We start from the raw sequence: 23171 nt of genomic DNA, 5'->3' as shown, positions 1-23171 counted from the left end.
ACGAACTCCTCAGGCGCGGTCGGCCACGCGCTCGCCCATGATGCCGGACGGACGCAGGGTCAGGACCAGGATCAGCACCACGAAGGCGAAGATGTCCTGGTAATGGCTGCCGAGGAAGCCCCCGGTCAGGTCGCCGATATAGCCGGCGCCGAGCGCCTCGATGATGCCGAGCAGGAGGCCGCCGATCATGGCGCCGTAGATATTCCCGATCCCGCCCAGCACCGCGGCGCAGAAAGCTTTCAAGCCTGGCAGCACGCCCATCGTAAAGGTGATCGAGGCGTAGTTCGCGCCCCACATCACGCCGGCGACGGCCGCCAGCGCGGCGCCGATGGCAAAGGTGGCGACGATCACGCTGTTCGAATCGACGCCCATCAGGCCGGCCACGCGCGGGTTCTCGGCCACCGCGCGCATGGCTCTCCCCATCTTGGTGCGCTCGACCAGCAGCACGAGCCCCACCATGGCCAGCGCGGCGAGCACCAGCAGCAATACCTGGGTCTGCGAAATCATGGCACCGCCCAGCATGATCGGATCCGAGGACAACAGTTGCGGGAAAGGCAGCGGGCTGCGGCCCCACCACGGCATGGCCATGACGAAGGTCTGCAGCAGGATCGAGACGCCGATCGCGGTGATCAGCGGCGCCAGGCGCGGCGCGTTGCGCAGGCGGCGGTAGGCGATGCGTTCGATGAGGACATTCACCAGCATGGCGACGGGAATCGCGCCGAGGATGGCGATGGTGAGCTGGATGAAGCCCGGCAGGCCCGGGAAATGGTGTTCAAGCAGTTGCAGGATCGACAGGCCGACCATCGCTCCGATCATCAGGACGTCGCCATGGGCAAAATTGATGAGGTTCAACACCCCGTAGACCATCGTGTACCCAAGCGCGACCAGTGCATACATGCTGCCTAGCACCAGCCCGTTGAGTATCTGCTGGACAAAAGTCTCCATCTTTTCCGCACCTCTATATTTCGATAACAAAAACGGCACCCCGAGAATCCCGAAGTGCCGCTCATTGGCCTGCCGCCGTTTCCATCGGCAAGGGAAAAACAGTTGCCGCTATAAACATTCCGAGCGTCGCCATCATAGCGAGCTTTTTGAAAAACTAACAACGGAAAGTTGTAGCAGCTCCTGTGTTATCGGATTATCAGCAAGACTTATGCCACCTCGCTGCGGGCGCCGTCCAACCCCTTCGGCAGCGGGAAAGTGACGTGCTCCTCCACGCCCTCGAGCGCGCGCACGCTGGCCGCGCCCAGTTCCTTCAGGCGGTCGATGACGGCCTGCACCAGCACTTCCGGGGCTGAGGCGCCGGCGGTGAGGCCGATGCGCTTTTTGCCGGCGATCCACTGTGGGTCGATCATGTCGGCCTGGTCGATCATGTAGGCAGGCGTGCCCAGCTTGTCGGCCAGCTCGCGCAGGCGGTTCGAGTTCGAGCTGTTCGGGCTGCCGACCACGATCACCACTTCCACCTGCGGCGCCATGAACTTCACGGCTTCCTGGCGATTGGTGGTGGCGTAGCAGATATCGCCCTTTTTCGGCTCCATGATGTTCGGGAAGCGTGCTTTCAGGGCCGCGATGATCTCGGCGGTGTCGTCGACCGACAGCGTGGTCTGCGAGACATAGGCCAGCAGGTCGGGATTGGCGACCTGCAGCTTCGCTACGTCCTCGACGGTTTCGACGAGGTGCATGCCCTCTTCCGCCTGGCCCATCGTGCCTTCGACTTCCGGATGGCCGTCGTGGCCGATCATGACGATTTCGGCGCCCTGCTTGCGCATCTTCGAGACCTCGACGTGGACCTTGGTCACGAGTGGACAGGTGGCGTCGAAGATCTTGAGGCCGCGCGATTCGGCTTCCTGGCGCACGGCTTTCGAGACGCCGTGGGCCGAGAACACCAGGGTGTTGCCGGCCGGGACGTCGTCGAGGTCTTCGATGAAGATCGCGCCCTTGTTGCGCAGGTCTTCCACCACGAATTTGTTGTGGACGATCTCATGGCGTACGTAGATCGGCGCGCCGAACTGCTGCAGGGCGCGTTCGACGATCTCGATGGCACGGTCGACACCGGCGCAAAAGCCGCGCGGCTGGGCAAGCAGAATCTCGTTTTCCACGTTTTCCATAGTATTCCTGTTACAGGACCGAAATCAGTTTCACTTCGAAATGCAGATCCTGGCCGGCCAACGGATGGTTGAAGTCGAACAGGGCGGCATCGTCGCGCATCTCGTGCAGCATGCCGGCAAAGCGGCCGCCGCCCGGTGCGGCGAAGTCGACCAGGTCGCCCGCCTTGTAGTCGGCGTCGGGCACCGAATTCTCGTCGAGCGTCGCTTTCGAGACCCACTGGATCAGCTCGGGATTGCGGTCGCCGAAACCTTCGGCGGCAGTCAGGGTGAAGGTTTTATGCTCACCCTCGGCCATGCCGAGCAGGCGTTCTTCGAGGAAGGGAGCGAGCTGACCCTGGCCCAGCATCAGCGTGGCCGGGTTGGTACCGAAGGTCGTGACGATGTCGGTACCGTCCGCGCCGGCAAGGCGGTAGTGCAGGGTCAGGTAGGCCGATTCGGTGACGACAGCAGGGGAAGCGTTGGACATGTTATTTGTTGTGGCGGGCAAACCGCTATTGTAAGGCCTTAGGCCTTTTCCCGCCTCCAGGCGCTGCTGTTTTCGGCACTCGTTGCGACTGGAAAAATCGTTTTTGCCCGGACTGTCGCGTCCGCACATCGACATGATGATGATGAGCAAACAATTGCATGCGCCTGCGTTCACGCGGGGGCACGCTGCGTCAATAGTGCTAAGGTCGATCGTGTTTCCCACAAGCAATCCCTTAACTACCCAGGAGCAAATCATGGTATCGATGGAATCCGAACTGGTGTATGCAGGCTTTTGGCAACGCGCTGGCGCTTATTTCCTTGACGGTCTTCTTATCTACCTCATCATCTATCCTTTACTGCTGATGGTGTATGGCATGAGCTACCTGGAGGACCCGAATGCCTACTGGGGCCCCATGCAACCGCTGATTTCCTACGGTGTCGCACCTGTCCTGATCCTGCTGTTCTGGATGCACAAGTCGCGCACGCCGGGAAAAATGGCCATTGCCGCCACCATCGTCGACGCGCGAACGGGCGCAAAACCGAGTACGAAACAATTCCTGCTTCGCTACTTCGGTTACTTGCTGTCCACGTTGCCGCTCTTCCTTGGCTTTCTCTGGGTCGTGTTTGATGGACGCAAGCAAGGCTGGCACGACAAGCTTGCCGGCACCGTGGTCGTGCGGCGCAAGGCAGGCGCGTCGGACCCGGTACGCTTCGAAGGAGCGGCGCCCGAAACGACGGCCTGAGGCCCCCTGTTCCAGACGGACCAGCTCCTGTCTTTTCGCAATAATCCCCGCATCCTCCTTTGCGACAGCGGAGCATCCATGGCATCGATAGCCGTGGATGCTCCGCCGTTCCGTTCACGCCGCCATTATTTACCGATCGTTCCAGAATAATTGTTGACCGACCGTTCCAGAATTGGCAGAATAGGCTGTCAATGCAACCAACTGGATCGATCACATGGCACGACCGCGGAATTTTACGGAAGACGCCGTCCTGGCCCAGGCCGCCGACCTGTTTGCCCGCCTCGGCTACAACGCGGCATCGATCGACGACTTGCTGGCGGCAACCGGCCTGCAGCGCGGCAGCCTGTATAAAGCCTTCGGCTCGAAACGCAACCTGTTCGAGAAGGTGCTGGCGGGCGCGCTCGCCCCGGGCTGGACCGCCAGGCCCGCCGCGGTCGACCTCCTGATCGTCGCATTGAAAGAGCTGGTCCCGGATGACGCGCCGATTGCCGGGCTGTGCCGGCAGGCGATCGCGGAATCGGGGCCCGAGACCGCGCACCTGCTCGGGGCGCGGCTACTGGAACACCTGAACTGAAAGGAAGGTCATGCCCGTACTCGAACTGACGAAGGACGAACTGGTGGTGCGCCTGAGCGCATGGGAGGCGGTGGCTTCGGTCCACCGGAGCATCCGCATTCCGCTCGCGAACGTGCGCGGCGCTACCGCCGACGAGGGCTTTCGCGGCCGTGAGCTCGGCCTGCGCGCGCCCGGGACGGGTTTGCCCGGCGTCCTGCACGCCGGCACCTTTTACAAGGATGGCGACCGGCAGTTCGTCTTCATCGGCCCCAACACCCATCCAGTCGTCATCGAACTGGCCAACGAAAAGTGGAACCGCATCGTGCTCGGCGTCGAGGATGCGCGCCGCACGGCGGCCGAGGTGAGCAGCGCCGTTCAGCGGTAACCCGCCTGAGCCGCGCATTCATTGCGCCCCGCCCTGCATTGATGCTACCGTTGGCGCCGCGGCCACTTCCGGCCGCGTTTCCTGGAGCATGATAGTGGTCGATGACACCCAATATGAATACGCCGGCTTCTGGGCCCGGGTCGGAGCCGCACTGATCGATACGATCCTGGTGTCGTTTCTCACGATACCGCTGGTGCGCATCATATATGGCGGCGACGACACGAGCGCGCTGCCGTTTCGGGGACCGGCCGACATCCTCATTTCCTTCGTGCTGCCGGCCCTTGCGGTCGTTGTCTTCTGGGTTGCACGCGGCGCGACGCCGGGCAAGATGGCTATCTCCGCCCAGGTCGTCGACGCCCGCACCGGCAACAAACCCAGTACAGGCCAGGCGATCGGTCGCTATCTCGGCTACTACGTCTCGACCATCCCCTTTGGCCTGGGCCTGATCTGGGTCGCCTTCGATCCGAAGAAACAGGGCTGGCACGACAAGCTGGCCGGCACGGTCGTGATCCGGCGCAAGGGCGGAGCGGTCCAGCCGGTCAGTTTCGAGCGCGCCACGAAGGACAAGGCCGTCTAGCCGCCGGCCTGCCGCACCTCAGCGGCAGATCAGAACCGCATCTTTTCCGATGCCCATAATCGGCCCTTCCCTTGACTACTGAGGAGCGCTATGGGCATCAATGACTGGCCAGAACAGGACCGGCCGCGCGAACGGCTGGCGCGCGAAGGATCGGCCGCCTTGTCGAACGCCGAATTGCTGGCAATTTTTCTGCGCGTCGGCGTACGCGGGCGCAGCGCGGTCGAACTCGGCAGCCACATGCTGGAACACTTCGGCTCGCTGCAGCGCCTGCTGCACGCGACGCCCCAGGAATTCTCGCAGGTACACGGCCTCGGGCTGGCCAAGTACGCGCAACTGCAGGCGGTGATGGAATTGTCGCGCCGCGCGATCTCGGAACAGTTTTTCAGACAAGCGCTGTGTTCGCCTGACGTGGTGAAAGCCTATTTGCGCGGCAAGTTCGGCTTGCAGCCCTATGAATCCTTCGTCGTCCTGTTCGTCGACGTCAAGAACCGCCTGATCGACGCCCAGGAAATGTTCAAGGGGACCCTCACCCACACCAGCGTGTACCCGAGGGAAGTCGTGATGGCGGCATTACGCCGGAATGCGTCAGGCGTGATGCTGGCGCATAACCACCCTTCCGGCATGCCGGAACCGAGCGAAGCCGACCTGGCGCTCACGCGCGCGTTGACTGGGGCGCTGGCCCTGGTCGACGTGCGCGTGCTCGACCATTTTGTGGTGGCGGGGACACAGGTGCATTCCTTCGCCGAGCACGGCCAGCTTTGAGTTCATCGTTCAATTACCTGCGCCAAAACAAGGCCCTGGCGACGATCTTACAATTGTTAAATTGAAGCACATGAGTAAGACACAATTGTTTTTCGCAAGTGATTGATTCCGCGACGGTTTTCACGCTATACTCTCGTTTTTCCGAATTCGGAAGTTTATCTTTAAGGAGTGCGCTATGGCACGTGTCTGCCAAGTTACTGGCAAGGGACCGATGGTTGGCAACAACGTCTCCCACGCAAACAACAAAACGAAACGCCGTTTCCTGCCTAACCTGCAGAACCGTCGCATCTACGTCGAATCCGAAAACCGTTGGGTCTCGCTGCGTTTGTCGAACGCCGGCCTGCGCGTCATCGACAAGCTGGGCATCGACGCCGTTCTGGCCGACATGCGCGCTCGTGGCGAAAAAGTCTAATTAGGGAGCTATCATGGCAAAAACTGGCCGCGACAAAATCAAGCTGGAATCGACCGCAGGTACCGGTCACTTCTACACCACCACCAAGAACAAGCGCACGATGCCGGCGAAGATGGAAATCATCAAGTTCGACCCGAAAGCACGCAAGCACGTTCCGTACAAGGAAACCAAGATCAAGTAATTGGTCCTGGAGCTGTACAAGAAAAGCCGCCCACGCAAGTGTGCGGCTTTTTTGCTTATGTGCCCGTTTATGCACCACGCGTGACAATTGGTGCATTTTTAGCAAATAGCAAAGCATATACTGATCGGGTCCAAACCCGACAATACCTTTGCCATGCGTTGCCTCCACGCTCTCCGCCCCCTTGCCCTGGCCGCCCTGCTGCTACCGGCCTGCGGCGTGAACGCGGTGGAACCGGTTGTCGCGCCCTACCCGAATACCGAGGGCTTCGGGGTGGAATTCTCGAAGAGCGAAGACTGGTACCAGCAATGCATGCGCGTCGCTCGGCTGGCCCTGCCCCCGGCGCCGCTTGCCGGCAACCAGCGCTGCAAGGCCACCGACCTGTACTACCTGAAACGCGACCAGGCAAGCACCTCGAACGGCGAATGGCAGCAGGTCCGCGCATGTGCCGAAGCCAGCGGCGACGACGCCGTATTGATGATGCTGTACGCGAACGGCTACGGCGTGGCACGCGACGCCGGCCGCGCCATCCACCACGCCTGCCGGCTCGACGCGGCGAAAGCGGAAATGGAAGCACGCATCTCCTACCTGGCGTCCGGAGCGACAGCAGACGACAGCCACCCCTTCGACCTGTGCGACCACATTACGAGCGGGCGTATGGGAGCGGTGTGCGCCGGCATCGACGCAGGGCGCGCCGACCGGATCCGTCACGCACGGCTCGAGCGTTTCGCCACCGGCTTGCCGGCGCAGGCACGCGCGCCGTTCGCGCGCCTGCGCGCAGCGGCCAAGGCTTTTACGCGCAAGACGGCCGACGAAGCAGACATGAACGGCACAGGCGCCGCGGGATTCGCGCTGCAGGACATGGGGCGCCGCGATGAGGAATTCATGGAGACGCTGCTGAAAGCAGCCAGCGGCGCGCTCCCGCGCGCAAGCGCGGCCCAACTCGCGCAACTCGACCTCCAGCTGAATGCCATCTACCGGGAGCTGCTGGGCAAACCTTCCGAAGACAAGGGTCATCCGGAGCGTCTCGGCGACTCCACGGTGGCGCGCGAGGATGTCCGCAGCACCGAACGCGTCTGGCTGGCCTACCGCGATGCCTGGAAGCCCTTTCTTGCCGCCGCGCGCCTGCCGGTCGACCTGATCTCGGTCCAGGCCGCGCTGACGCGCCAGCGCATCGCGCAATTGAAGAGAATCTAGCGTACAAAGAGAATTGAAAACAAAAAAAGGCTCCCGAGGGAGCCTTTTCTACTTGGAATTTCGACGCTTATGCGTAGCTGCGCAGGCGCAGCGAGAATTCCTGCAGCGACTTGATGCCCGAGGCCTCGGCGCGTGCGCACCAGTCCTGCAGCTGGTGCAGCAGCTGGTCGCGGGTCGAGTGCGAACGTTCCCAGATCGCGCCCAGTTCCACGCGCATCTGGTGCATCGTCTCCAGCGCCTTGCTGTGCTTGAAGAGCTCGATCAGCTGTTCTTTTTGCGACAGTTCCAGCTTGGCCGGCTCGCGCTGCAACAGTTTGCGAGAAGACTTCAGGAAACGCTTTTCCAGCTCGGCCTTGTCCTTCAGGTGTGCCAGCTCTTCGTGGAAAGCGTGCTTCACGGACTTGGCATACTTCGCCATCACGTCGTAACGGTTGGTGATCACCGACTGCAGCGTGTCGAGGTCGGCCACCGTTTTGCTCTTCGTGAACTTCGGCTCGGGAGCGACTTTCTTCACTTTGGCCAGGCCCAGCATTTCCAGGGCACGGATATAGCCCCAGCCGAGGTCGATTTCATACCATTTGCTCGACAGCTTGGCCGAGGTGGCATGGGTGTGGTGGTTGTTGTGCAGTTCTTCGCCGCCGATCAGGATGCCCCATGGGAAAACGTTGGTGGCCGCATCGCTGCAATCGTAGTTGCGGTAACCCCACCAGTGACCCAGGCCATTGATGATGCCGGCTGCCGTGATTGGAATCCACAGCATCTGGATGGCCCAGATGGTGATGCCGATGACGCCGAACAGGACAAAGTTAATCACCAGCAGCGCGGCGACACCGAACCAGCTGTACTTGGTGTACAAGTTGCGCTCGATCCAGTCGTCCGGGGTGCCGTGGCCATATTTCGCCATCGTTTCCAGGTTCTTGCTCTCGGCACGGTACAGTTCCGCGCCTTCCAGCAGCACTTTCTTGATGCCGCGGGTCACCGGGCTGTGCGGATCTTCCTCGGTATCGCATTTCGCGTGGTGCTTGCGGTGGATGGCCGCCCATTCCTTCGTCACCTGGCCCGTGGTCAGCCACAGCCAGAAGCGGAAGAAGTGGCTCGGGATCGCGTGCAGTTCCAGCGCGCGGTGTGCCTGGTGGCGGTGCAGGTAAATCGTCACGCTGGCGATCGTGATGTGCGTCACGATGAGCGTGTATAGAACGACTTCCCAGCCGCTCAGGCCGACGAGGCCGGTATTCAGGAATTCCAGTACGGAATGCAGGATGTTGCTAAAGCTCATTAAGGCTCCAAAGTGATTGCTTGTCTAAAGCACGCCGTCTTTTCTGGGAGAAGGTCGCGAAGGACGGCCGCACGGACCGGTTCGCCGGCCGCGGGCTCGTCAAGCACGCATTCTACGCACTTCCAGTGACGCACGGCACGACGAACGCATTAAAACGTGTATGAGCGCGAAATGTGCGCCACATCCTTGCCAGATGTGTATTAAAGCGAGGGATTTGTGGCGGTAAACCCAAACGGATGGCGCCGGAATGCACTAGGGAGTAAATATTTTTGTTGACTGCAGAGATCACACTGCCGGTGCCCTTCTCCGGATCGACAATCGAAAAGCCCAGTTCCAGTTCGTAGCCCGTAGGCCCGAAGGCATTCAGCTGCACCGCCGGCGCCGGGTCCTCGATCACGCGTTCGACATGGTCGGCCTGGCGCACCAGCAGGTCCATGACCTCGTTCAGGTCGCTGTCGTAGGCGACGATGACGCGGGTCGTCAGGCGCACGGCCTTGTTGGTGCCGGCCTGGTTGAGCACGACGCCGGTGATCAGCATTTCGTTCGGCAGCAGGGTTTGCGTGCCGTCGAGCGCTTGCAGGACCGTCGTGCGCGTATTGATGCGCGCCACACGGCCGGCATACTTGTCGACCGTGATCGGGTCGCCGATCGACAGGCTGCGTTCGAGCAGGATAATAAAACCCGACACATAGTTACTGGCAATCCTCTGCATGCCGAGACCGAGACCGACGCCGAGGGCGCCGCCGAAGACCGACAGCACGGTCAGATCGAGGCCGACCAGGTTCAGGCTGACCAGTACCGAGACCAGGATCAGCAGCGCCCGGCCCATGCGCGCCAGCACGACGCGCGATGAGGTGTGCAAGCCTTCCAGGCCCATCAGCCGCTCTTCGAGCGCGGCGCCGGCCCACAGGGCCAGCATCATCAGCACGACGATCGAGACGAGGCCCTGCAGGATATCGAGCAGGGTTGCCCTGTGTTTGCCGACACCGATCGGCAGGACTTTGCTGTCAAGGAATTGGATGATGTCCGGCCACATGCCGGTCAGGTAGAGCGCAACGCCCACCCACACCAGCAGCGCCAGGATTTTTTCAAAGGTCTTGAGTGCATTGCCTAGGGGACCATGCCGCGCAAACACCCGGCGCAGCAGGTAAAACACGATGCGGATCAGCGCCATCGAGGTAAACAGCGGCAGCGCCACGCGCAGCAGGTGCACGCTTTGATGCCGCTGCAGGGCGATTTTCGCGCCCCAGATCAGGGCCGCGATCAGGAGCGGCGCCACCACCCGGCCGAAGCCTTCGACGCCGAGGCGGCGGAAGGCGTTCTGCGTATCGTATTCGTGCAGCCAGCTGCGCCGGATGAAGTGGGCGAGCAACAGGCCGAGCAGGATTGCGCCCACGAGGGCCAGCGCCTGCCACAGGATGCGCGGGTTGCTGATGTCTTCCAGCAGGTCCTGTAGCAGGTCGGTTAACGGCATCGGGGCGCGGCTCCTTGTTTACTCTTCAGCGGCCGTATCTTCGGCAACGGCGGTCTCGGCTTTCGGCTTTTTCGGCGCCATCGGCTTACGCTCGAGCACGGCGGCAAAGAAGCCGTCGGTGCCATGCTTGTGCGGCAGGAGTTTCAGGTACTGGTCCATCTCGAGATCGATCTTCTGCTCGGCCAGCACCTTGCTCATCGGCACCAATTCGAAGTCCGGATGCGAGGCAAGGAATTGCTCAACGATAAAATCGTTCTCTTCGTTCAGCAGCGAGCAGGTGGCGTACACCAGGCGGCCGCCGCCCTTGAGCAGGCGCGCGGCGCCGTCCAGGATCGAGGCCTGCTTTTCCTGCATTTCCGCCACGGCGCTTTGCGGCTGGCGCCACTTGACGTCCGGGTTGCGGCGCAGGGTGCCGAGGCCCGAGCACGGGGCGTCGACCAGCACGCGGTCGATCTTGCCGGCCAGGCGCTTGATCTTGGCATCCCGCTCGTGCGCGATCAGGACCGGGTGCACGTTCGACAGGCCGCTGCGCGCCAGGCGTGGCTTCAGCTTCGACAGACGCTTTTCCGAGACATCGAAGGCATACAGGCGGCCGGTGTTGCGCATCGTCGCGCCCAGGGCCAGCGTCTTGCCGCCGGCGCCGGCGCAAAAGTCGACCACCATCTCGCCGCGGCGCGCGGCCAGGATCTGGGCCAGCACCTGGCTGCCCTCGTCCTGCACCTCGATGGCGCCTTCCTTGAACAGCGGCAGGTTCTGCAGCGTCGGCTTTTTCTTGATGCGCAGGCCGAGCGGCGAGAACGGCGTCGGCTCGGCAACGATCGGCGCTTCGGCCAATTTCGCGATGACCTCGTCCCGATTGGCCTTGATCGAATTGACGCGCAGGTCCAGCGGCGCCGGCGTGTTCAGCACGGCCGCCAATTCCTTCGCCTCGGACTCGCCATACTGGGCGACGAGCTTGTCGTACAGCCACTGCGGCATGTTGGCCTGGGCCAGCGGCGGCAACAGGGAGCGGTCGATTTCCTTGATGCGGGTGAGGAACTCGGTCTCATCCTCGTGCAGGCCGCTGAGCGACTCGATCCCGGCCGTTTCCGCCAGGCCCATCAAGGCCAGGCGGCGCATCGAGGGCGTGCCGCCGGTGCCGCCGAAATCGGTGAAGAAGGTTTTGTTGCGCAGGACGGCATACACCGCTTCGGCGACGACGCCGCGCTCGCGCGAACCGAGACGCTGATGGTCCTTGAAATAACGCGACAGGGTGACGTCGGCCGGGGCCGTAAAACGCAAGATCTCGCGCAATACCTCTTCGGTACTGCCGAGAATTGCTGGTGGCAATCTCATGAAAATCCTTGATTAACTACTGAATGACTGATGGGTCGGCGAGACACGCGTCCAGGACGCGCACTTCGCCATGTTCGATACGCAGCCTGTCCTCGACGAACAGGCGCACGGCATACGGGTAGAGCTTGTGTTCCTCGACCAGCACGCGCGCGGCGAGCAGGTCTTCGGTATCGCCCGGCAGCACGGGAACGCGCGCCTGGGCGATGACCGGACCGTGGTCCAGCTCGGCGGTGACGAAATGCACCGTCGCGCCATGTTCCGCCACTCCGGCCTCGAGCGCCTGGCGGTGCGTCGCCAGTCCCGGGAATGCCGGCAGCAGTGACGGGTGGATGTTCAGCATGCGCCCGGCGTAATGTTCGACGAAGGGGCTGGTCAAAATCCGCATGAAACCGGCCAGCACCACGAGGTCGGGCGCAAAACGGTCGATTTCCTGCTGCAGGGCGGCGTCGAACTCGGCGCGGCTCGCAAATTCCTTGCTTGGAACCACAGCGGTCGGGATGCCCCGGGCTTGCGCAAAGCCCAGTCCCGCAGCATCGGGCCGGTTGCTGATCACTGCCGCGATCCTGGCCGGCCACCCTTCCGACTGCGCGGCGCGGACGACTGCTTCCATGTTGCTGCCGCGGCCGGAGATGAGGATGACGATGTTTTTCATAGCGCGCATTGTACCGCAAGCCCCCATGCCGACGAGAGCCTGGGTATGCCGGCAGCGACTACCGCGGCGCCGTCAGGTCGACTTCGAAGGAATAGAAAACGCGGAACGGGACTTTCTTTTCGGCCCAGAATTCGGCGGCGTCGCGGAACACGTCGAGCAGGGTCTCGCGTGCCTCCTTGTCGAATTTCTGGGTACTCGGCAATTGCTCGAGTACGACCAGGAAGCCCGGCTGGGGACCGGCCTCGGCTACCGTATTCGTCAGGCAGTTGCGCAGGGCATCGAAGTTCTTGCTGCAGGGCTTGGGGAAATAGAAGTTCTCGCCGATGCGGGCGCACACCTGTTGCTTGGTCAGCGTGTTCGCGCAATGCGCGTACAAGAAATGGTGGCCCAGTCGCGCCGCTTCCTCCTGCAGTTCCGGCACACGGTAGGCGCGAATGGACTGCACAAGATTGGACGGCACTCTCATCAACATACTCATTTTTCCCTCAAGTCGACCTTGGTGTGTGGTTCGAATCGCCGGGCCATTCACCAATGCGCGCCCGGTTGGTAACGCCGCTCTCCTAAATCGTTTCCACGCGCCAATAACCCTGAGTGTGTAAGGGTAACGTTTTGTAGTACCCGAAGCAACCCGAATGTGCTCAAGCGGCGCAAATTCGAAAGAAACTGCCGCTTTTCGGGCCGAATCAGGGCTCTTTTACGTGTTTTGCCATTCTGTCGCTCTTGGACTGGTAGATGCATCCCTGTTACATTTTGTTGCCACACAGATCGTTTAGATGGCCCTGGCGCGTTTAACATACATGGGTGGAAGTGATTTAGAGCGCCTGACAAAACCTTCAGGGCAAGACGCTGCAACGCAGACATGGAGGTTTTGTTAGGTGCTCGACTCTAATTGAAGCACCTACGACGAGGTTCTATATGAATATGCAAACCAAACTGATGATTTCCGCCCTGGGACTGTGCGCGCTACCGCTCGCCCAGGCTGCGCAATTCGAAGACTTCGGCCGCGTGGTGCGCGTACAGCCGCGCGTCGAACAGATCCGCCAGCCACGCCAGGAATGCCGTACCGAGTACCAGCAGGTGCCGGTCCAGCAGCAGCGCGGCAGCGGCGGCTCGGTGGTCGGCGGCATCGCCGGCGCCCTGCTCGGCAGCCAGGTCGGCGGCGGCAACGGTAAGGTCGCGGCGGCAGCCGCCGGTGCGATCGCCGGCGCCATGGTGGGCGACCGCGTCGAAAACAACGGCCGCCAGGATTACAACGGCGTCCAGGAACAGGCCGTGCGCCAGTGCCGTACCGTCGACGCCTTCGAACAGCGCACCACCGGCTACGACGTGACCTACGAATACCGTGGCCAGAACTACACCAGCTTCATGCAGCGCGATCCGGGCAACCGTATCCGCCTGAATGTGTCGGTCGAGCCGGCCCAGTACTGATCTGTTTGTTATCGGAACGGAGGACGCCCCCTCCTTCTCCGTTTCGCCCTCTTCCCGTTGCGCTTGCGCAGCGGGAACCCCTCCCCCGATAATAGGACGATTCAACCAGGTCGCCCTATGCTCATCAAACGCAAGTCCATCGAACAAGCCGAATCCTCGCGCCGCCCCGCGCGCAAACCCAAATTCGCACCCGTGACGCTGTCCGAACAGGACGGCGTTCGCTATCTCCACTTCGGCACCGAATGGGTGCAAGGCGCCATGCGCATCCGCAAGCCCGACTGGCCGGAACTCGAGTACGCCCAGCAGATGATGGCCTGGATGCTGTTCCTCGATTCTCCCCGTCACATCGTCCAGCTCGGCCTGGGCTCGGCCACGCTCACCAAATACTGCTACCGCCAGTTCCCTGAAGCGCAGGTCACGGCCGTCGAACTCAATCCGTCGGTCATCGCGATCTGCAACACGATGTTCAAGCTGCCGCCGCAGGACGAGCGCCTGCAGATCCTGGAAATGGACGCGCTCGATTTCGTCGAGGATCCGGAGCATCACGGCCGTTTCGACGTGCTGCAGTGCGACTTGTACGACGCCACCGCGCGCGGCCCCGTGCTCGACACGCCCGAGTTCTACGCCGCCTGCAACGACTGCCTGACGGACCAGGGCATCATGACGGTCAACCTGTTCGGCGACCACCCGAGCTACAACAAGAACATCAAGGCGATGAAGTTCGCGTTCGACCACGTGATCTGCCTGCCGGAAGTGCATGACGGGAACGTCGTCGCACTGTGCTTCAAGACCCGGCCGGCACTCGACAACGCGGCGCTGGCTGCACGCGCGGCGCAGATTGTCGCCGCCACCAAGTTGCCGGCCAAGTCGTGGGTCAAGGGTATCGAGGCATCCCGGTAACAGCGAAACGAGGGAACATGAACGCCAACGCACCGCAATCCGCTTCCCTCCCCCGCAGTCCCGCACGGCCACGCCGGCTCGACCTGCAAGCCATTTTCTCGTGGCTGCTGGCTGATGGCATTATCGAGAAAGACAAGGTGAAGGCGCAGTTCGCCCAAGCCCAGGCCATCCTGAAGAACGCGGTCGGTTCGATGCACCCGCTGACCGCCGTCGCCCAGTGCAAGCTGCTCTCGCATCAGCCGCCGCACCGCCTGCTGACGCTCGACGTCTTGAGCGAATGGTGCGCGGCGAAGGTCGGCCTGCCCTTCATCCGCATCGATCCATTAAAAATCGATTTCACCAAGGTGGCCGACGTGATGTCGGCCAGCTATGCGGCACGCTTTAACATCCTGCCGCTCGACATCAGCGCGACGACGCTGACGGTGGCCACCGCCGACCCGTTCGCCACCGAATGGGAAGCCGAGATCGCCAAGGTGGCGCGCCGCCGCATCGAACTGGTGCTGGCGAACCCACTCGATATCGCGCAATACATTTCCCAGTTCTTCAGCCTGGCGAAATCCATCCGCGACGCCAGCAAGACCAGCGCCCAGGATCTCGCACTGCGCAGCAACTTCGAGCAACTGGTCGAACTGGGCAAGGCCAACAAACAGTTCGACGCGAACGACCAGCACATCGTCAACATCGTCGACTGGCTATGGAGCTACGCCTTCGAGCAACGCGCGTCGGACATCCACCTCGAGCCGAAGCGCGACATCGCGGTCATCCGTTTCCGCATCGACGGCGTGCTGCACCAGGTCTACCAGGTACCCGCCGCCGTGATGCTGGCGATGACGGCGCGCATCAAGCTGCTGGGCCGGATGGACGTCATCGAAAAGCGCCGCCCCCAGGACGGCCGCATCAAGACCCGTACCGCCGCCGGCCAGGAAGTCGAGCTGCGCCTGTCGACCATGCCGACCGCTTTCGGCGAAAAACTGGTGATGCGTGTTTTCGATCCGGAAGTGGTCGTCAAGACCCTGCCCGAACTCGGCTTTCCGCCGGACGACGCCGCACGCTGGGATGCGCTGACGAACCGTCCGCACGGCATCATCCTCGTCACCGGACCGACGGGTTCCGGCAAGACGACGACGCTGTACACGACCCTGAAAGCGCTGGCGACGAACGAAGTCAATGTCTGCACAGTGGAGGATCCGATCGAGATGGTCGAAGCCTCGTTCAACCAGATGCAGGTGCAACCCGGCATCGACCTCTCCTTCGCGGACGGCGTGCGCGCCCTGATGCGCCAGGACCCGGACATCATCATGGTCGGCGAGATCCGGGACCTGGCCACCGCCGAGATGGCGATCCAGGCGGCGCTGACCGGCCACCTCGTGCTCTCGACGCTGCACACCAACGACGCCCCATCGGCCGTGATGCGCCTGCTGGAACTGGGCGTGCCCGATTACCTGCTGGAAGCGACGCTGATCGGCGTCATGGCCCAGCGCCTGGTGCGCACCCTGTGCCCGGACTGCAAGGCCCCGAATGGCGAGCTGAGCGACGACGTCTGGCAAAGCCTGGGCGGTGCGTGGAACTTGCCGAAGCCGGCGACGGTCTATCGTCCCATCGGCTGTCCCGAATGCCGCCAGACGGGCTATCGCGGCAGGACCGGGCTGTATGAATTGCTGACGGTCTCCGATGAATTCACGCGCCGCATCGGGGACGCGGCCGACCTGGCTGGGTTGCGCCAGCAGAGCATCCTTGACGGCATGAAGCCGCTGCGCATCGCCGGCGCGATGAAGATCATCGAGGGCGCGACGACGGCCGAGGAAGTGCTGAAGGTGACGGCGGCGTTGTCGGTTTCCTAGGGCTTCGCCAGTTGGCACTAGCGCAAACGCAAATCGCCGGCTATAATGCTGCCTCTTTCGGGTCGTTAGCTCAGCTGGTAGAGCAGCGGACTTTTAATCCGTTGGTCGCAGGTTCGAATCCCGCACGGCCTACCACGAATTTGCTGTAACAATGAAGGCGTCATGAGTGATCATGGCGCCTTTTTTGTTTTAGCTTGTTTCGTACTGATTAAACTTGCCGAACCGTCTGGCAAGCTATGCGGTCGCCTGGTCGTTTTCTCCGTTCTGGGCAGTCACACTTGGCGGACGCAAGGCGGGGTCATCGGCAGAAAGAGATGAGAGCAGTACAGAATCCTCACCGCCGTAGATTTTACGGAATCTCAGGTAGCCAGCCTTTCCAGATATACCGTAGCTCTTCCATGAGGAATCGAAGGGCTCCCTTCCGCTAGTCCGCATAGGTGGAATTTTCCCGGTTTTCGCATACGCATCCGCTGCACGCTTTTCGTTCTCGTCCAGCCCTTCCCACAGCCTGCTTCCCTTCCGTTCTTTCACCCATTCGGCAAGCATTTTTTGCATATCCTTTGCGTTATCAGGATTACCAGGGATGAGCTTGAACGCAGCGCGGGAGTCATGGACATAGTGATCGAAGAAGGTTACGACCGCCTCTACTGGTCGAGGCGCTTCCTGCCACCACGTTGCAATTTCTTCCCATTCGGCCAAGTGCTCATTATCAAATCCAGCTTTTTGTTGGGCTGGACGGAAGGCAGCACCTTTCTCCCTTCGCCACACCTTGAAGGCTTCGATTTCCTGCTCGAATTCCTGCCCGGCGCTTAGGAGATCGTTTTGGTCAAACGTGGACGCGCGCAGGAAACTCGACGTTTTCTGCAGTGGCGTCTGGGACGTTATGCGCCGCATCAGGCGCCACTCGATTTGCTTACGTGCCTGTTCACGCATGATCCGGTGGATTGGGCCCTGAATCTCTTTGCAAGTTTCGATGTAGGCATTGAACGCTTGAATCGTCGCGGGCTTGAGGCCGAACCGCAATTTCGCGGTTGGATTCGCAGTCTCGAGTTTGAGCGGCACGCCATTGATGCGCGCTGCTTTGTACATCATTAGTAACGGAATACGTGACAGCATGTCGTCGCCATTCGGATGGATCCCTTTCCCCTGTTCGCCGGGACTGTAGCCGCACCCAATATCCGAGTGCACGCCTGGGACAACGATCTCCTCGCAACCTGCCGGCAAATTTCCGCCCACGGAAATTGAGTCGACTGGAAAACTGCGTCGTAAATCGTGTGCTGCGACCAAGTGCAGACATTTTAGACCCGGGGGAATACGCAAGCTGTCCTCTGTATCGGCCCATGCGCCATGACCATCCAAAAATTTCCCCGCGAACGTGTTTCCGAGCGTGTTACCTGCACCTACCGACGCGACGGTGTCGAATACACCAAGGAAATCGAACTCAACATTAAAACCGCCTAACGACATCTGTGCATTGTTGCCGTGGACCTCGGCATCCAGTCTGCACAGTGATTGCAACCAATTGACGAAGGCGCGAGACTCTGTTGCTCCTCTCGAGAAGCCAAACGTCGATACGTAAATCGTCTTTACGATGGCTGGATCAACTTTAAGCGGCTTCCTGGTTTTTGGATCTGGGCGATGTTGTGCAATGGCAGTCTTGAGTCGCAGAAGGATATTCCTAAATGCTTGTCGCGCGCGCATATTCACCTGATTATTGGCGGTGGCGTTGTAAGCAGCTCCAGGATTTGTCATCATCGCGCGGGCGAACTTGTTGAGCACAATGCGTCGAACCAGGAGATCTGTCTCTTCTGGTGTGACGAGTGGAGTTCTCAGGAAGTATCGGTGAACGTTATTGATGGCTTGTATCAGAGCCCAGATGATCCGCCGCTCTCCAAAGGCCCCGGATGCACTGCCTGCCGTAAGTTGAGCGCCGTCACCCGTATCGCCCACTTGGCTAAATGGCGAGGCAACGCCAGGCACATATACTTTGAAAAAGTGCGTGTACTTTTCGGGCTTGTGCTGCCAGTCAGTTGATTTCGGTAGTACACCAGGGACGCTCAAGCCCGGGTAGCAATCATACAAGCGAGCGACGTTCGAGTGATTTCTTGCCGTGTCAGCTTGAATGTAATTATTCTTTGTTCCGTCGAAAAAGAATCCGAAGAATAAATTAGTTTCGCAGGATTTTCCCGGAGCGCCAAGTATTGGATGCTCTCTCAGCTCGAATTTTTTTCGAATTTTATTAAGCACTTCAGTACCGAAGAATTTTTCAACCTCGGTAGCAGCACTTAGTTCAGGACCAAGCTGGGGTGCCAGAAGGGCGCTCATGGCTTTTCGTCCATAATATTTTTTAACCATACTCGGCTGCGCGCGAGTCCTTCTTCGTATTCTTTTCTTAGCGAATCGCGATACTTTGGATCGTCAGGCCCAGAAAATCCTACGAGATCGGATGGGTAATATTGTTTTGTAACTTCCCAAGCTTCGCGAGCCTGCTTGTCAGGATTCTCTTTCATCTGTTCCAGCGCAGATAAATACGATTTAACTCCGTCTGCCTCATGCTTACGAAATAGTTCCCACCTCTCACGTTGGTATTCAATCGAGGGCACCGGCCACCCTTTTATCTTTCCGGGCCATTGCGCATGATCCGGTTGCAAATCGCTGGACACGACGCTGACACTTCCGTCCGCGTTGCGTAAAACCCAGAGTTCGCCTGGCTTGCCGTCAACATACTTCGGCACCTCGACAATATGGGATTGTTTGATCTCAGGCAGGCTCCCGTCGGGGCGCGCCTTCAGCCAATGCGTTGTACGGACCGTGAGCTTGATTCCAGGTCGCCATTCGCGCGGGAGCGTAGCGCAGCACATCGTTCCACCTGCTCCGAAGGGATCAATCAGCTCACCACCGCTGCCTTGATCTGGGATCACCGGGTCCATCACTACATAACTGAACGTCTCGCCGGTGTAGTTCACCCCGTGCAAGTTGACGCTCACCGTTGGCTTTTCACAGGCGGAAAGTAGAAGCGCGCCGAGCAAGCATGCCGGCACCAGAAGCGATCGGATCATTTTTATTCCTTCAGTAAAGAAGTGTTTGCCATGTCTGAAATGCAACGGTGGCGGCGGAGTCGTGGTGTGACTTGGCGTGTTTCCAGAACCACGTACACCATGGCAACACGTCGTCCTCAGGCAGCTTGACTGAGACAGCAACATGAAGGGCGGCCGCTACGCATGCATGACTTACCGAAGGACGTTTGCCGAGCTCATATCCCCAGTCGCTGAACAGCGCCAGCAATTCGTCAGCGCGGCTATCGTCGACAAGCGCGGCAAACTGCCGCTCACTTAAGGCCGGATTGTCAGCGGGTTCTGCATTGGCAGCGGTCACATCGAATTCAGCCCAGGCGCCTTCTCGACCTACGTAAGACCAGCGTCTGGCTGGTCCTGCGAATTTCGCGCGCTGTGTAGCATCGAGCGTTTGATAAATTGTTGGCAAGCGACGAGTGTCCGGAAACCGGAAATTGAAGCGCTGACCGTCTGCTTCGACCACGCACCATGCCGACAAACGCGCTGAGAGTTCGACAAGCGATTCGGGTGTTTCAATCAGGCTCAGCATGGGCCATCCGCTGCAGCGCCGAAGTAGTCTGCGCATCGGTTTGTCCTGCGTGACGTATGGCGTCAAGAACGGTGACGCATCCGCGGTCTCGTCGTTAAAGCCCGGCAGATAAGCAAACAAAAGGGATTTCACCTCGGAAGCAAGTGTCTTGTGCAGGCCGGGAACGAATGCGCCGTCGATCAGCAGATAGAGCTTGTTTGGAGCGGCCATCTCTGCTGCGCGCATATCGAGCTCGTCGAGGAATTTTTCATTAAACGGATCAATCAGCATGTCATTCCACCATCGTGAACGCTGGACCTGCTTCGAGCGATTTCTTCAGGCAGGCGATGCAGATACTGCTCGGCATTGCGGGAAGGTCGTAGCCGAGCTTTGCCGGCCCTGTGAAACTCTTCTTCCCCGCATGCACCTTGATCTTCCCCGGACACTGCACCGTAATATTCCCGCTCTCGATCGTGATATTTGCGCCGCCGGCCGTCGATAAACTGATCCGCTTCGCCGCGGCCCAGTCGATATGCGCATTCGCGCTGATCACGTTGATCTCGTCGCGTGCCTGCACTTTCAGCGCATCGGCCTGCGCCTGGATGTCGATGGCGTCTTTCGCCGTGATCAGCTGCAGCCCGACGCCGCCCTCGCCCGCTTTCACCGCCCCGCCAAGTACGCCGATTGCCTGTCCGGAGTGAACCCGCATCTGGCCGCCGGTGACGAATTGCGTGTCCTGGCCGCTCATGACGGTCACGGTTTCGCCGTTCGCCAGTTGCAGGCTTTGCCCGGCGCTCGCGCCTAAGCCATCCTTCGCGGCGATGGCGATCAGCGGATCGCTGAAGTGCGGGAGCCTGGCATCGCCGGCACCGAAGCTGTCCTTGCCCGACATGCCCGAAGCACTCCTCAGCATGGCCTTGAGCGGGGCGGCCTTGTCGTCGAGCACACTGGTGTTGGCTTTAGCGGCGCCGACGTGGCCGGCCAGTGCCACCGTCTGGTGCGTCTGCGCCGCCGAGCTGAAGGACTCGGCCAGTTTTGTTGCCTGGGACAACATGGCGATTGCGCCGGCAGCCTCGCCGGCCGGGTCGCGCGCGGCGGCGCTGTGCGCGATCTTGTAGCTCGTGATCAGCAGGCCCGCGCCCGCCCGTACCGCGCCGTAGGCATCGGTGCGCAGTTCGGCGCCCGTGCCGCGAAAGCTGCCGCGGTAGTTGTCGGCAGCGTGGATCAGATGGCCGAGGTTTAATTCGCTTGCAGCATGGGTGCTGCGAAGCTGGACCCGCCCCTGCCCGTCCGTATCGTCGAACAGCAGCTGGTTGTAGCCGGCGCCGCCGAATTCCTTGCTGCGGATGCCCCACTGGGCGGCGCCGTTGCGGTGGCCGCCGCTGTCGCCCGAGGCGCCGTGCCAGACCGGGCTGTTGCCGCCCGCAAGGTTGCCTTGGGCGGAAGACGCGTGGTCGTGTGCGCGATCAAAAGGCGCCTTCGGCTCAGCAACCCCGATGCCGCCCGGCGTCGGTGCGATCCCGCCTTCCCCTTGCCCGTTATAGAGGGCGCCGACGACGATCGGGCGGTCGATGTCGTTCTCGAGGAATTGCACCATCACTTCCTGCCCGATGCGCGGCAGGAACTGGCAGCCCATGCCGCCGCCGGCCGAGCGTTGCGCGACGCGCACCCAGCAGCTCGCCCGGTCACTGTCCTGCCAGTGGTAGCGGATCCGAATCCGTCCCAGGCGGTCGCAGTACAGCTCGTCGGCGCCGTTCGGCTGGTCGCTGCCGTCGGCGCCGATGACAATGGCGCTTTGTGCGCCGTGTGCGGTCGGACGGGCACGCTGGCGGCCGTCGCTGTTTTCCTGGACCGGGCGCCAGGGCACATCGGCAGGAATGGCCTCGAAGCAGTTGGCGTAGCCGGTGGCGCGTGCCTGGGCGAGGGCGAGCGCGAAGTCGGGAGGAAGGTCGCGCGCTGCCATCTCTTCCAGCAGGTCGGGAATCGGCCCGAACAGTTCGGCCAACGCGTGCTGCGCGGGCGGGGGCATATTGTTGACGCCGACGCTGGTCACCCGCAGCACCGTCAACGCGGCCGTGTCCCCGAAGCGGCCGAGCGGCATGCCGCTGATCGCCAGGCGCGTACCCGCCCGCAGGGTGCGCACCGTGGAGCGGCCCTGCCACAGGGCCGCACGCGCTTCCTGCCTCTCCATCTGCAGGTCGGCATGGCGCCGCGCCTGTTCGCGGTTGGCGTAGGCGTACTGGCCCGGCACGTCATACGATTCCAGAGCGGGGAGCTCCCTGCCCTGGCGGCTGCGCCCCGGCGAGCTGCCGGTGACGAGCTGCCTGGCCTTGTAGTCGTAGCTGAGCACGGTCGTCAGGGAAGCGTGCAGGCGGCGCTGCGCCGCCAGCGCTTGCACCGTATCGCTCGCTTCGACGGAACGCACGCCATGGAAGCGCACGGCGCCGCCGGCTTCGCTGCTGGCGTCGGGCGGCACGGCGGCCGGATCGGTGCTGTCGGCGAACAGGACGATGCCGGCACCTTGTTCACCCTGTTCGTAGCGCCAGCCCAGCCCCTCCTCCGCCAGCAGCCGCTCGACGAAGGCGAGATCGGTCTCCCGGTACTGGCAACAATAGCTGCGCGGCACGGCCTGCGCCATGTAGGGACTGGTTTCCTCGCTCCAGCGCCAGCGCGCGAGCGGCAGATAGTCTTTCAGGACCGCATCGACGATCTCGACGACGCTGCGGTCTTGCCATACCCGGCTGTTCCTCACCTGTCCCAGGCGCCAGAGCCAGGGCACAATCCGCAGCCGGTAGCGCGCCAGGCCGCCGTCGCTGCCGAGCATGACGACCTCGTTGAGCTCGCCGCCGAAACGGCTGCGGGTGCCGTCTGCCAGGCTGATGTCGAGCGCCGCCGGCTGTCCCAGCAGCGCAGCCGGGTCGAGATGGGCGCTGGTCGACAGGACGATCACGTCGCGCCAGCCGATTTCCTGCACGGCCTCGCTGGCGCAGAAGGCTTCGACCAGCAGGCTGTCCAGGCCCGATCCGGCCTCGCCGTCGCCAATCGATAAGGCGTACAAGCGGCTGCCACTTGCAAACTCCGCCAAGGCAGCGGTGACCTGTCGTACCAGCGCAGTAGTCATTGGATGTTGAACCTCCTCATGCATGAGCGATAACAAGGAAAATCGCGGTCGTTGCCACGATACAAGCGTCACTGATGAGGACGTTTGCGGCGCGTCATGGCGCTCGATGGACGCGTTGATTTGGCAACACCCGGTGCTGTCCTCCAGCTCCTGCCGAACGGAAGCGTGGCGCCGAATGATGC

23 protein-coding genes and 1 tRNA gene are annotated in these 23171 nt (G+C 61.5%); 12 read left to right on the top strand and 12 right to left on the bottom strand.

Annotated features, from left to right (window positions below; translation table 11 throughout):
• Positions 1–9: 9 nt before the first annotated feature.
• The 3 genes from LPB04_RS10585 to LPB04_RS10575 all read right to left on the bottom strand — a co-directional run bounded on the left by LPB04_RS10585 (position 10) and on the right by LPB04_RS10575 (position 2574).
• A complete protein-coding gene (locus LPB04_RS10585) occupies positions 10–945 on the bottom strand; it encodes a branched-chain amino acid ABC transporter permease (protein WP_193688626.1) in 936 nt (311 codons plus the stop codon).
• 206 nt (positions 946–1151) lie between these two features.
• Positions 1152–2108: a 4-hydroxy-3-methylbut-2-enyl diphosphate reductase gene (gene ispH / locus LPB04_RS10580; RefSeq protein ID WP_193688625.1), complete on the bottom strand. Its 957-nt coding sequence runs from the start codon at positions 2106–2108 to the stop codon at positions 1152–1154.
• 10 nt (positions 2109–2118) lie between these two features.
• Positions 2119–2574 carry an FKBP-type peptidyl-prolyl cis-trans isomerase gene (locus LPB04_RS10575; RefSeq protein WP_193688624.1) on the bottom strand — a complete coding sequence of 152 codons (456 nt, stop codon included), beginning with the start codon at positions 2572–2574 and terminating at the stop codon, positions 2119–2121.
• 253 nt (positions 2575–2827) lie between these two features.
• Between LPB04_RS10575 and LPB04_RS10570 the strand changes: the two genes are divergently transcribed.
• The 8 genes from LPB04_RS10570 (at position 2828) to LPB04_RS10535 (ending at position 7380) form a co-directional block, all read left to right on the top strand.
• A complete protein-coding gene (locus LPB04_RS10570; protein WP_227496700.1) occupies positions 2828–3316 on the top strand; it encodes an RDD family protein in 489 nt (162 codons plus the stop codon).
• 214 nt (positions 3317–3530) lie between these two features.
• Positions 3531–3890, top strand: a complete 360-nt coding sequence (locus LPB04_RS10565) for a TetR/AcrR family transcriptional regulator (protein ID WP_193688623.1) — start codon at positions 3531–3533, stop codon at positions 3888–3890.
• 10 nt (positions 3891–3900) lie between these two features.
• A complete protein-coding gene (locus LPB04_RS10560; RefSeq protein WP_193688622.1) occupies positions 3901–4254 on the top strand; it encodes a hypothetical protein in 354 nt (117 codons plus the stop codon).
• A gap of 94 nt (positions 4255–4348) precedes the next feature.
• Positions 4349–4831: an RDD family protein gene (locus LPB04_RS10555; RefSeq protein WP_227496699.1), complete on the top strand. Its 483-nt coding sequence runs from the start codon at positions 4349–4351 to the stop codon at positions 4829–4831.
• A gap of 90 nt (positions 4832–4921) precedes the next feature.
• Positions 4922–5593 (top strand): RadC family protein, encoded by a 672-nt coding sequence (gene radC / locus LPB04_RS10550; protein ID WP_193688620.1) that lies wholly within the window; start codon positions 4922–4924, stop codon positions 5591–5593.
• Positions 5594–5768: 175 nt separating this feature from the next.
• Entirely contained in the window at positions 5769–6005 is a 237-nt protein-coding gene (gene rpmB, locus LPB04_RS10545; RefSeq protein WP_193688619.1) for a 50S ribosomal protein L28, read from the top strand.
• A 10-nt stretch (positions 6006–6015) separates the two neighbouring features.
• On the top strand, positions 6016–6186 hold the full coding sequence (rpmG, locus tag LPB04_RS10540; RefSeq protein ID WP_182991897.1) for a 50S ribosomal protein L33: 171 nt from the start codon (positions 6016–6018) through the stop codon (positions 6184–6186).
• A 153-nt stretch (positions 6187–6339) separates the two neighbouring features.
• Positions 6340–7380, top strand: a complete 1041-nt coding sequence (locus LPB04_RS10535; protein ID WP_193688618.1) for a lysozyme inhibitor LprI family protein — start codon at positions 6340–6342, stop codon at positions 7378–7380.
• 67 nt (positions 7381–7447) lie between these two features.
• Here LPB04_RS10535 and LPB04_RS10530 read toward each other — a convergent pair whose 3' ends face one another.
• The 5 genes from LPB04_RS10530 to LPB04_RS10510 all read right to left on the bottom strand — a co-directional run bounded on the left by LPB04_RS10530 (position 7448) and on the right by LPB04_RS10510 (position 12595).
• A complete protein-coding gene (locus tag LPB04_RS10530; RefSeq protein WP_193688617.1) occupies positions 7448–8656 on the bottom strand; it encodes a DesA family fatty acid desaturase in 1209 nt (402 codons plus the stop codon).
• A 112-nt stretch (positions 8657–8768) separates the two neighbouring features.
• On the bottom strand, positions 8769–10130 hold the full coding sequence (locus LPB04_RS10525) for a mechanosensitive ion channel family protein (protein ID WP_193688616.1): 1362 nt from the start codon (positions 10128–10130) through the stop codon (positions 8769–8771).
• An 18-nt stretch (positions 10131–10148) separates the two neighbouring features.
• The gene (locus LPB04_RS10520; protein WP_193688615.1) at positions 10149–11465 is read right to left on the bottom strand and encodes an RsmB/NOP family class I SAM-dependent RNA methyltransferase; all 1317 of its coding nucleotides are present in this window, start codon (positions 11463–11465) and stop codon (positions 10149–10151) included.
• Positions 11466–11481: 16 nt separating this feature from the next.
• Complete coding sequence (purN, locus tag LPB04_RS10515) at positions 11482–12117, bottom strand: phosphoribosylglycinamide formyltransferase (protein ID WP_193688614.1); 636 nt, start codon at positions 12115–12117, stop codon at positions 11482–11484.
• Between the two features lie 58 nt (positions 12118–12175).
• Complete coding sequence (locus LPB04_RS10510) at positions 12176–12595, bottom strand: barstar family protein (protein WP_193688613.1); 420 nt, start codon at positions 12593–12595, stop codon at positions 12176–12178.
• Between the two features lie 437 nt (positions 12596–13032).
• Here LPB04_RS10510 and LPB04_RS10505 point away from each other — a divergent pair, with 437 nt between their 5' ends.
• The 4 genes from LPB04_RS10505 to LPB04_RS10490 all read left to right on the top strand — a co-directional run bounded on the left by LPB04_RS10505 (position 13033) and on the right by LPB04_RS10490 (position 16421).
• Positions 13033–13545, top strand: coding sequence for a glycine zipper 2TM domain-containing protein (locus LPB04_RS10505; protein ID WP_193688612.1), 513 nt, complete (start codon positions 13033–13035; stop codon positions 13543–13545).
• A 117-nt stretch (positions 13546–13662) separates the two neighbouring features.
• Positions 13663–14445 (top strand): spermine/spermidine synthase domain-containing protein, encoded by a 783-nt coding sequence (locus tag LPB04_RS10500; RefSeq protein WP_193688611.1) that lies wholly within the window; start codon positions 13663–13665, stop codon positions 14443–14445.
• 17 nt (positions 14446–14462) lie between these two features.
• On the top strand, positions 14463–16286 hold the full coding sequence (locus tag LPB04_RS10495; protein WP_193688610.1) for a GspE/PulE family protein: 1824 nt from the start codon (positions 14463–14465) through the stop codon (positions 16284–16286).
• Positions 16287–16345: 59 nt separating this feature from the next.
• Positions 16346–16421, top strand: a tRNA-Lys gene (locus tag LPB04_RS10490).
• A gap of 99 nt (positions 16422–16520) precedes the next feature.
• Here the strand turns inward: LPB04_RS10490 and LPB04_RS10485 are convergent.
• The 4 genes from LPB04_RS10485 to LPB04_RS10470 are packed head-to-tail and all read right to left on the bottom strand — an operon-like array spanning position 16521 to position 22989.
• Entirely contained in the window at positions 16521–18611 is a 2091-nt protein-coding gene (locus LPB04_RS10485; protein WP_193688609.1) for a phospholipase effector Tle1 domain-containing protein, read from the bottom strand.
• Entirely contained in the window at positions 18608–19345 is a 738-nt protein-coding gene (locus tag LPB04_RS10480) for a DUF3304 domain-containing protein (RefSeq protein WP_193688608.1), read from the bottom strand. The genes LPB04_RS10485 and LPB04_RS10480 overlap by 4 nt, the downstream gene beginning before the upstream one ends.
• A 10-nt stretch (positions 19346–19355) precedes the next feature.
• Entirely contained in the window at positions 19356–20159 is an 804-nt protein-coding gene (locus LPB04_RS10475; protein ID WP_193688607.1) for a DUF4123 domain-containing protein, read from the bottom strand.
• A 1-nt stretch (position 20160) separates the two neighbouring features.
• On the bottom strand, positions 20161–22989 hold the full coding sequence (locus LPB04_RS10470) for a type VI secretion system Vgr family protein (RefSeq protein ID WP_193688606.1): 2829 nt from the start codon (positions 22987–22989) through the stop codon (positions 20161–20163).
• Positions 22990–23171: the final 182 nt, after the last annotated feature.

Source organism: Massilia litorea (assembly GCF_015101885.1).
In the GTDB taxonomy this organism is placed as follows: Bacteria; Pseudomonadota; Gammaproteobacteria; order Burkholderiales; family Burkholderiaceae_D; genus Telluria; species Telluria litorea.
The sequence above is the reverse complement of the archived record's forward strand: the minus strand, read 5'-3'. Positions and strand labels throughout refer to the sequence as shown.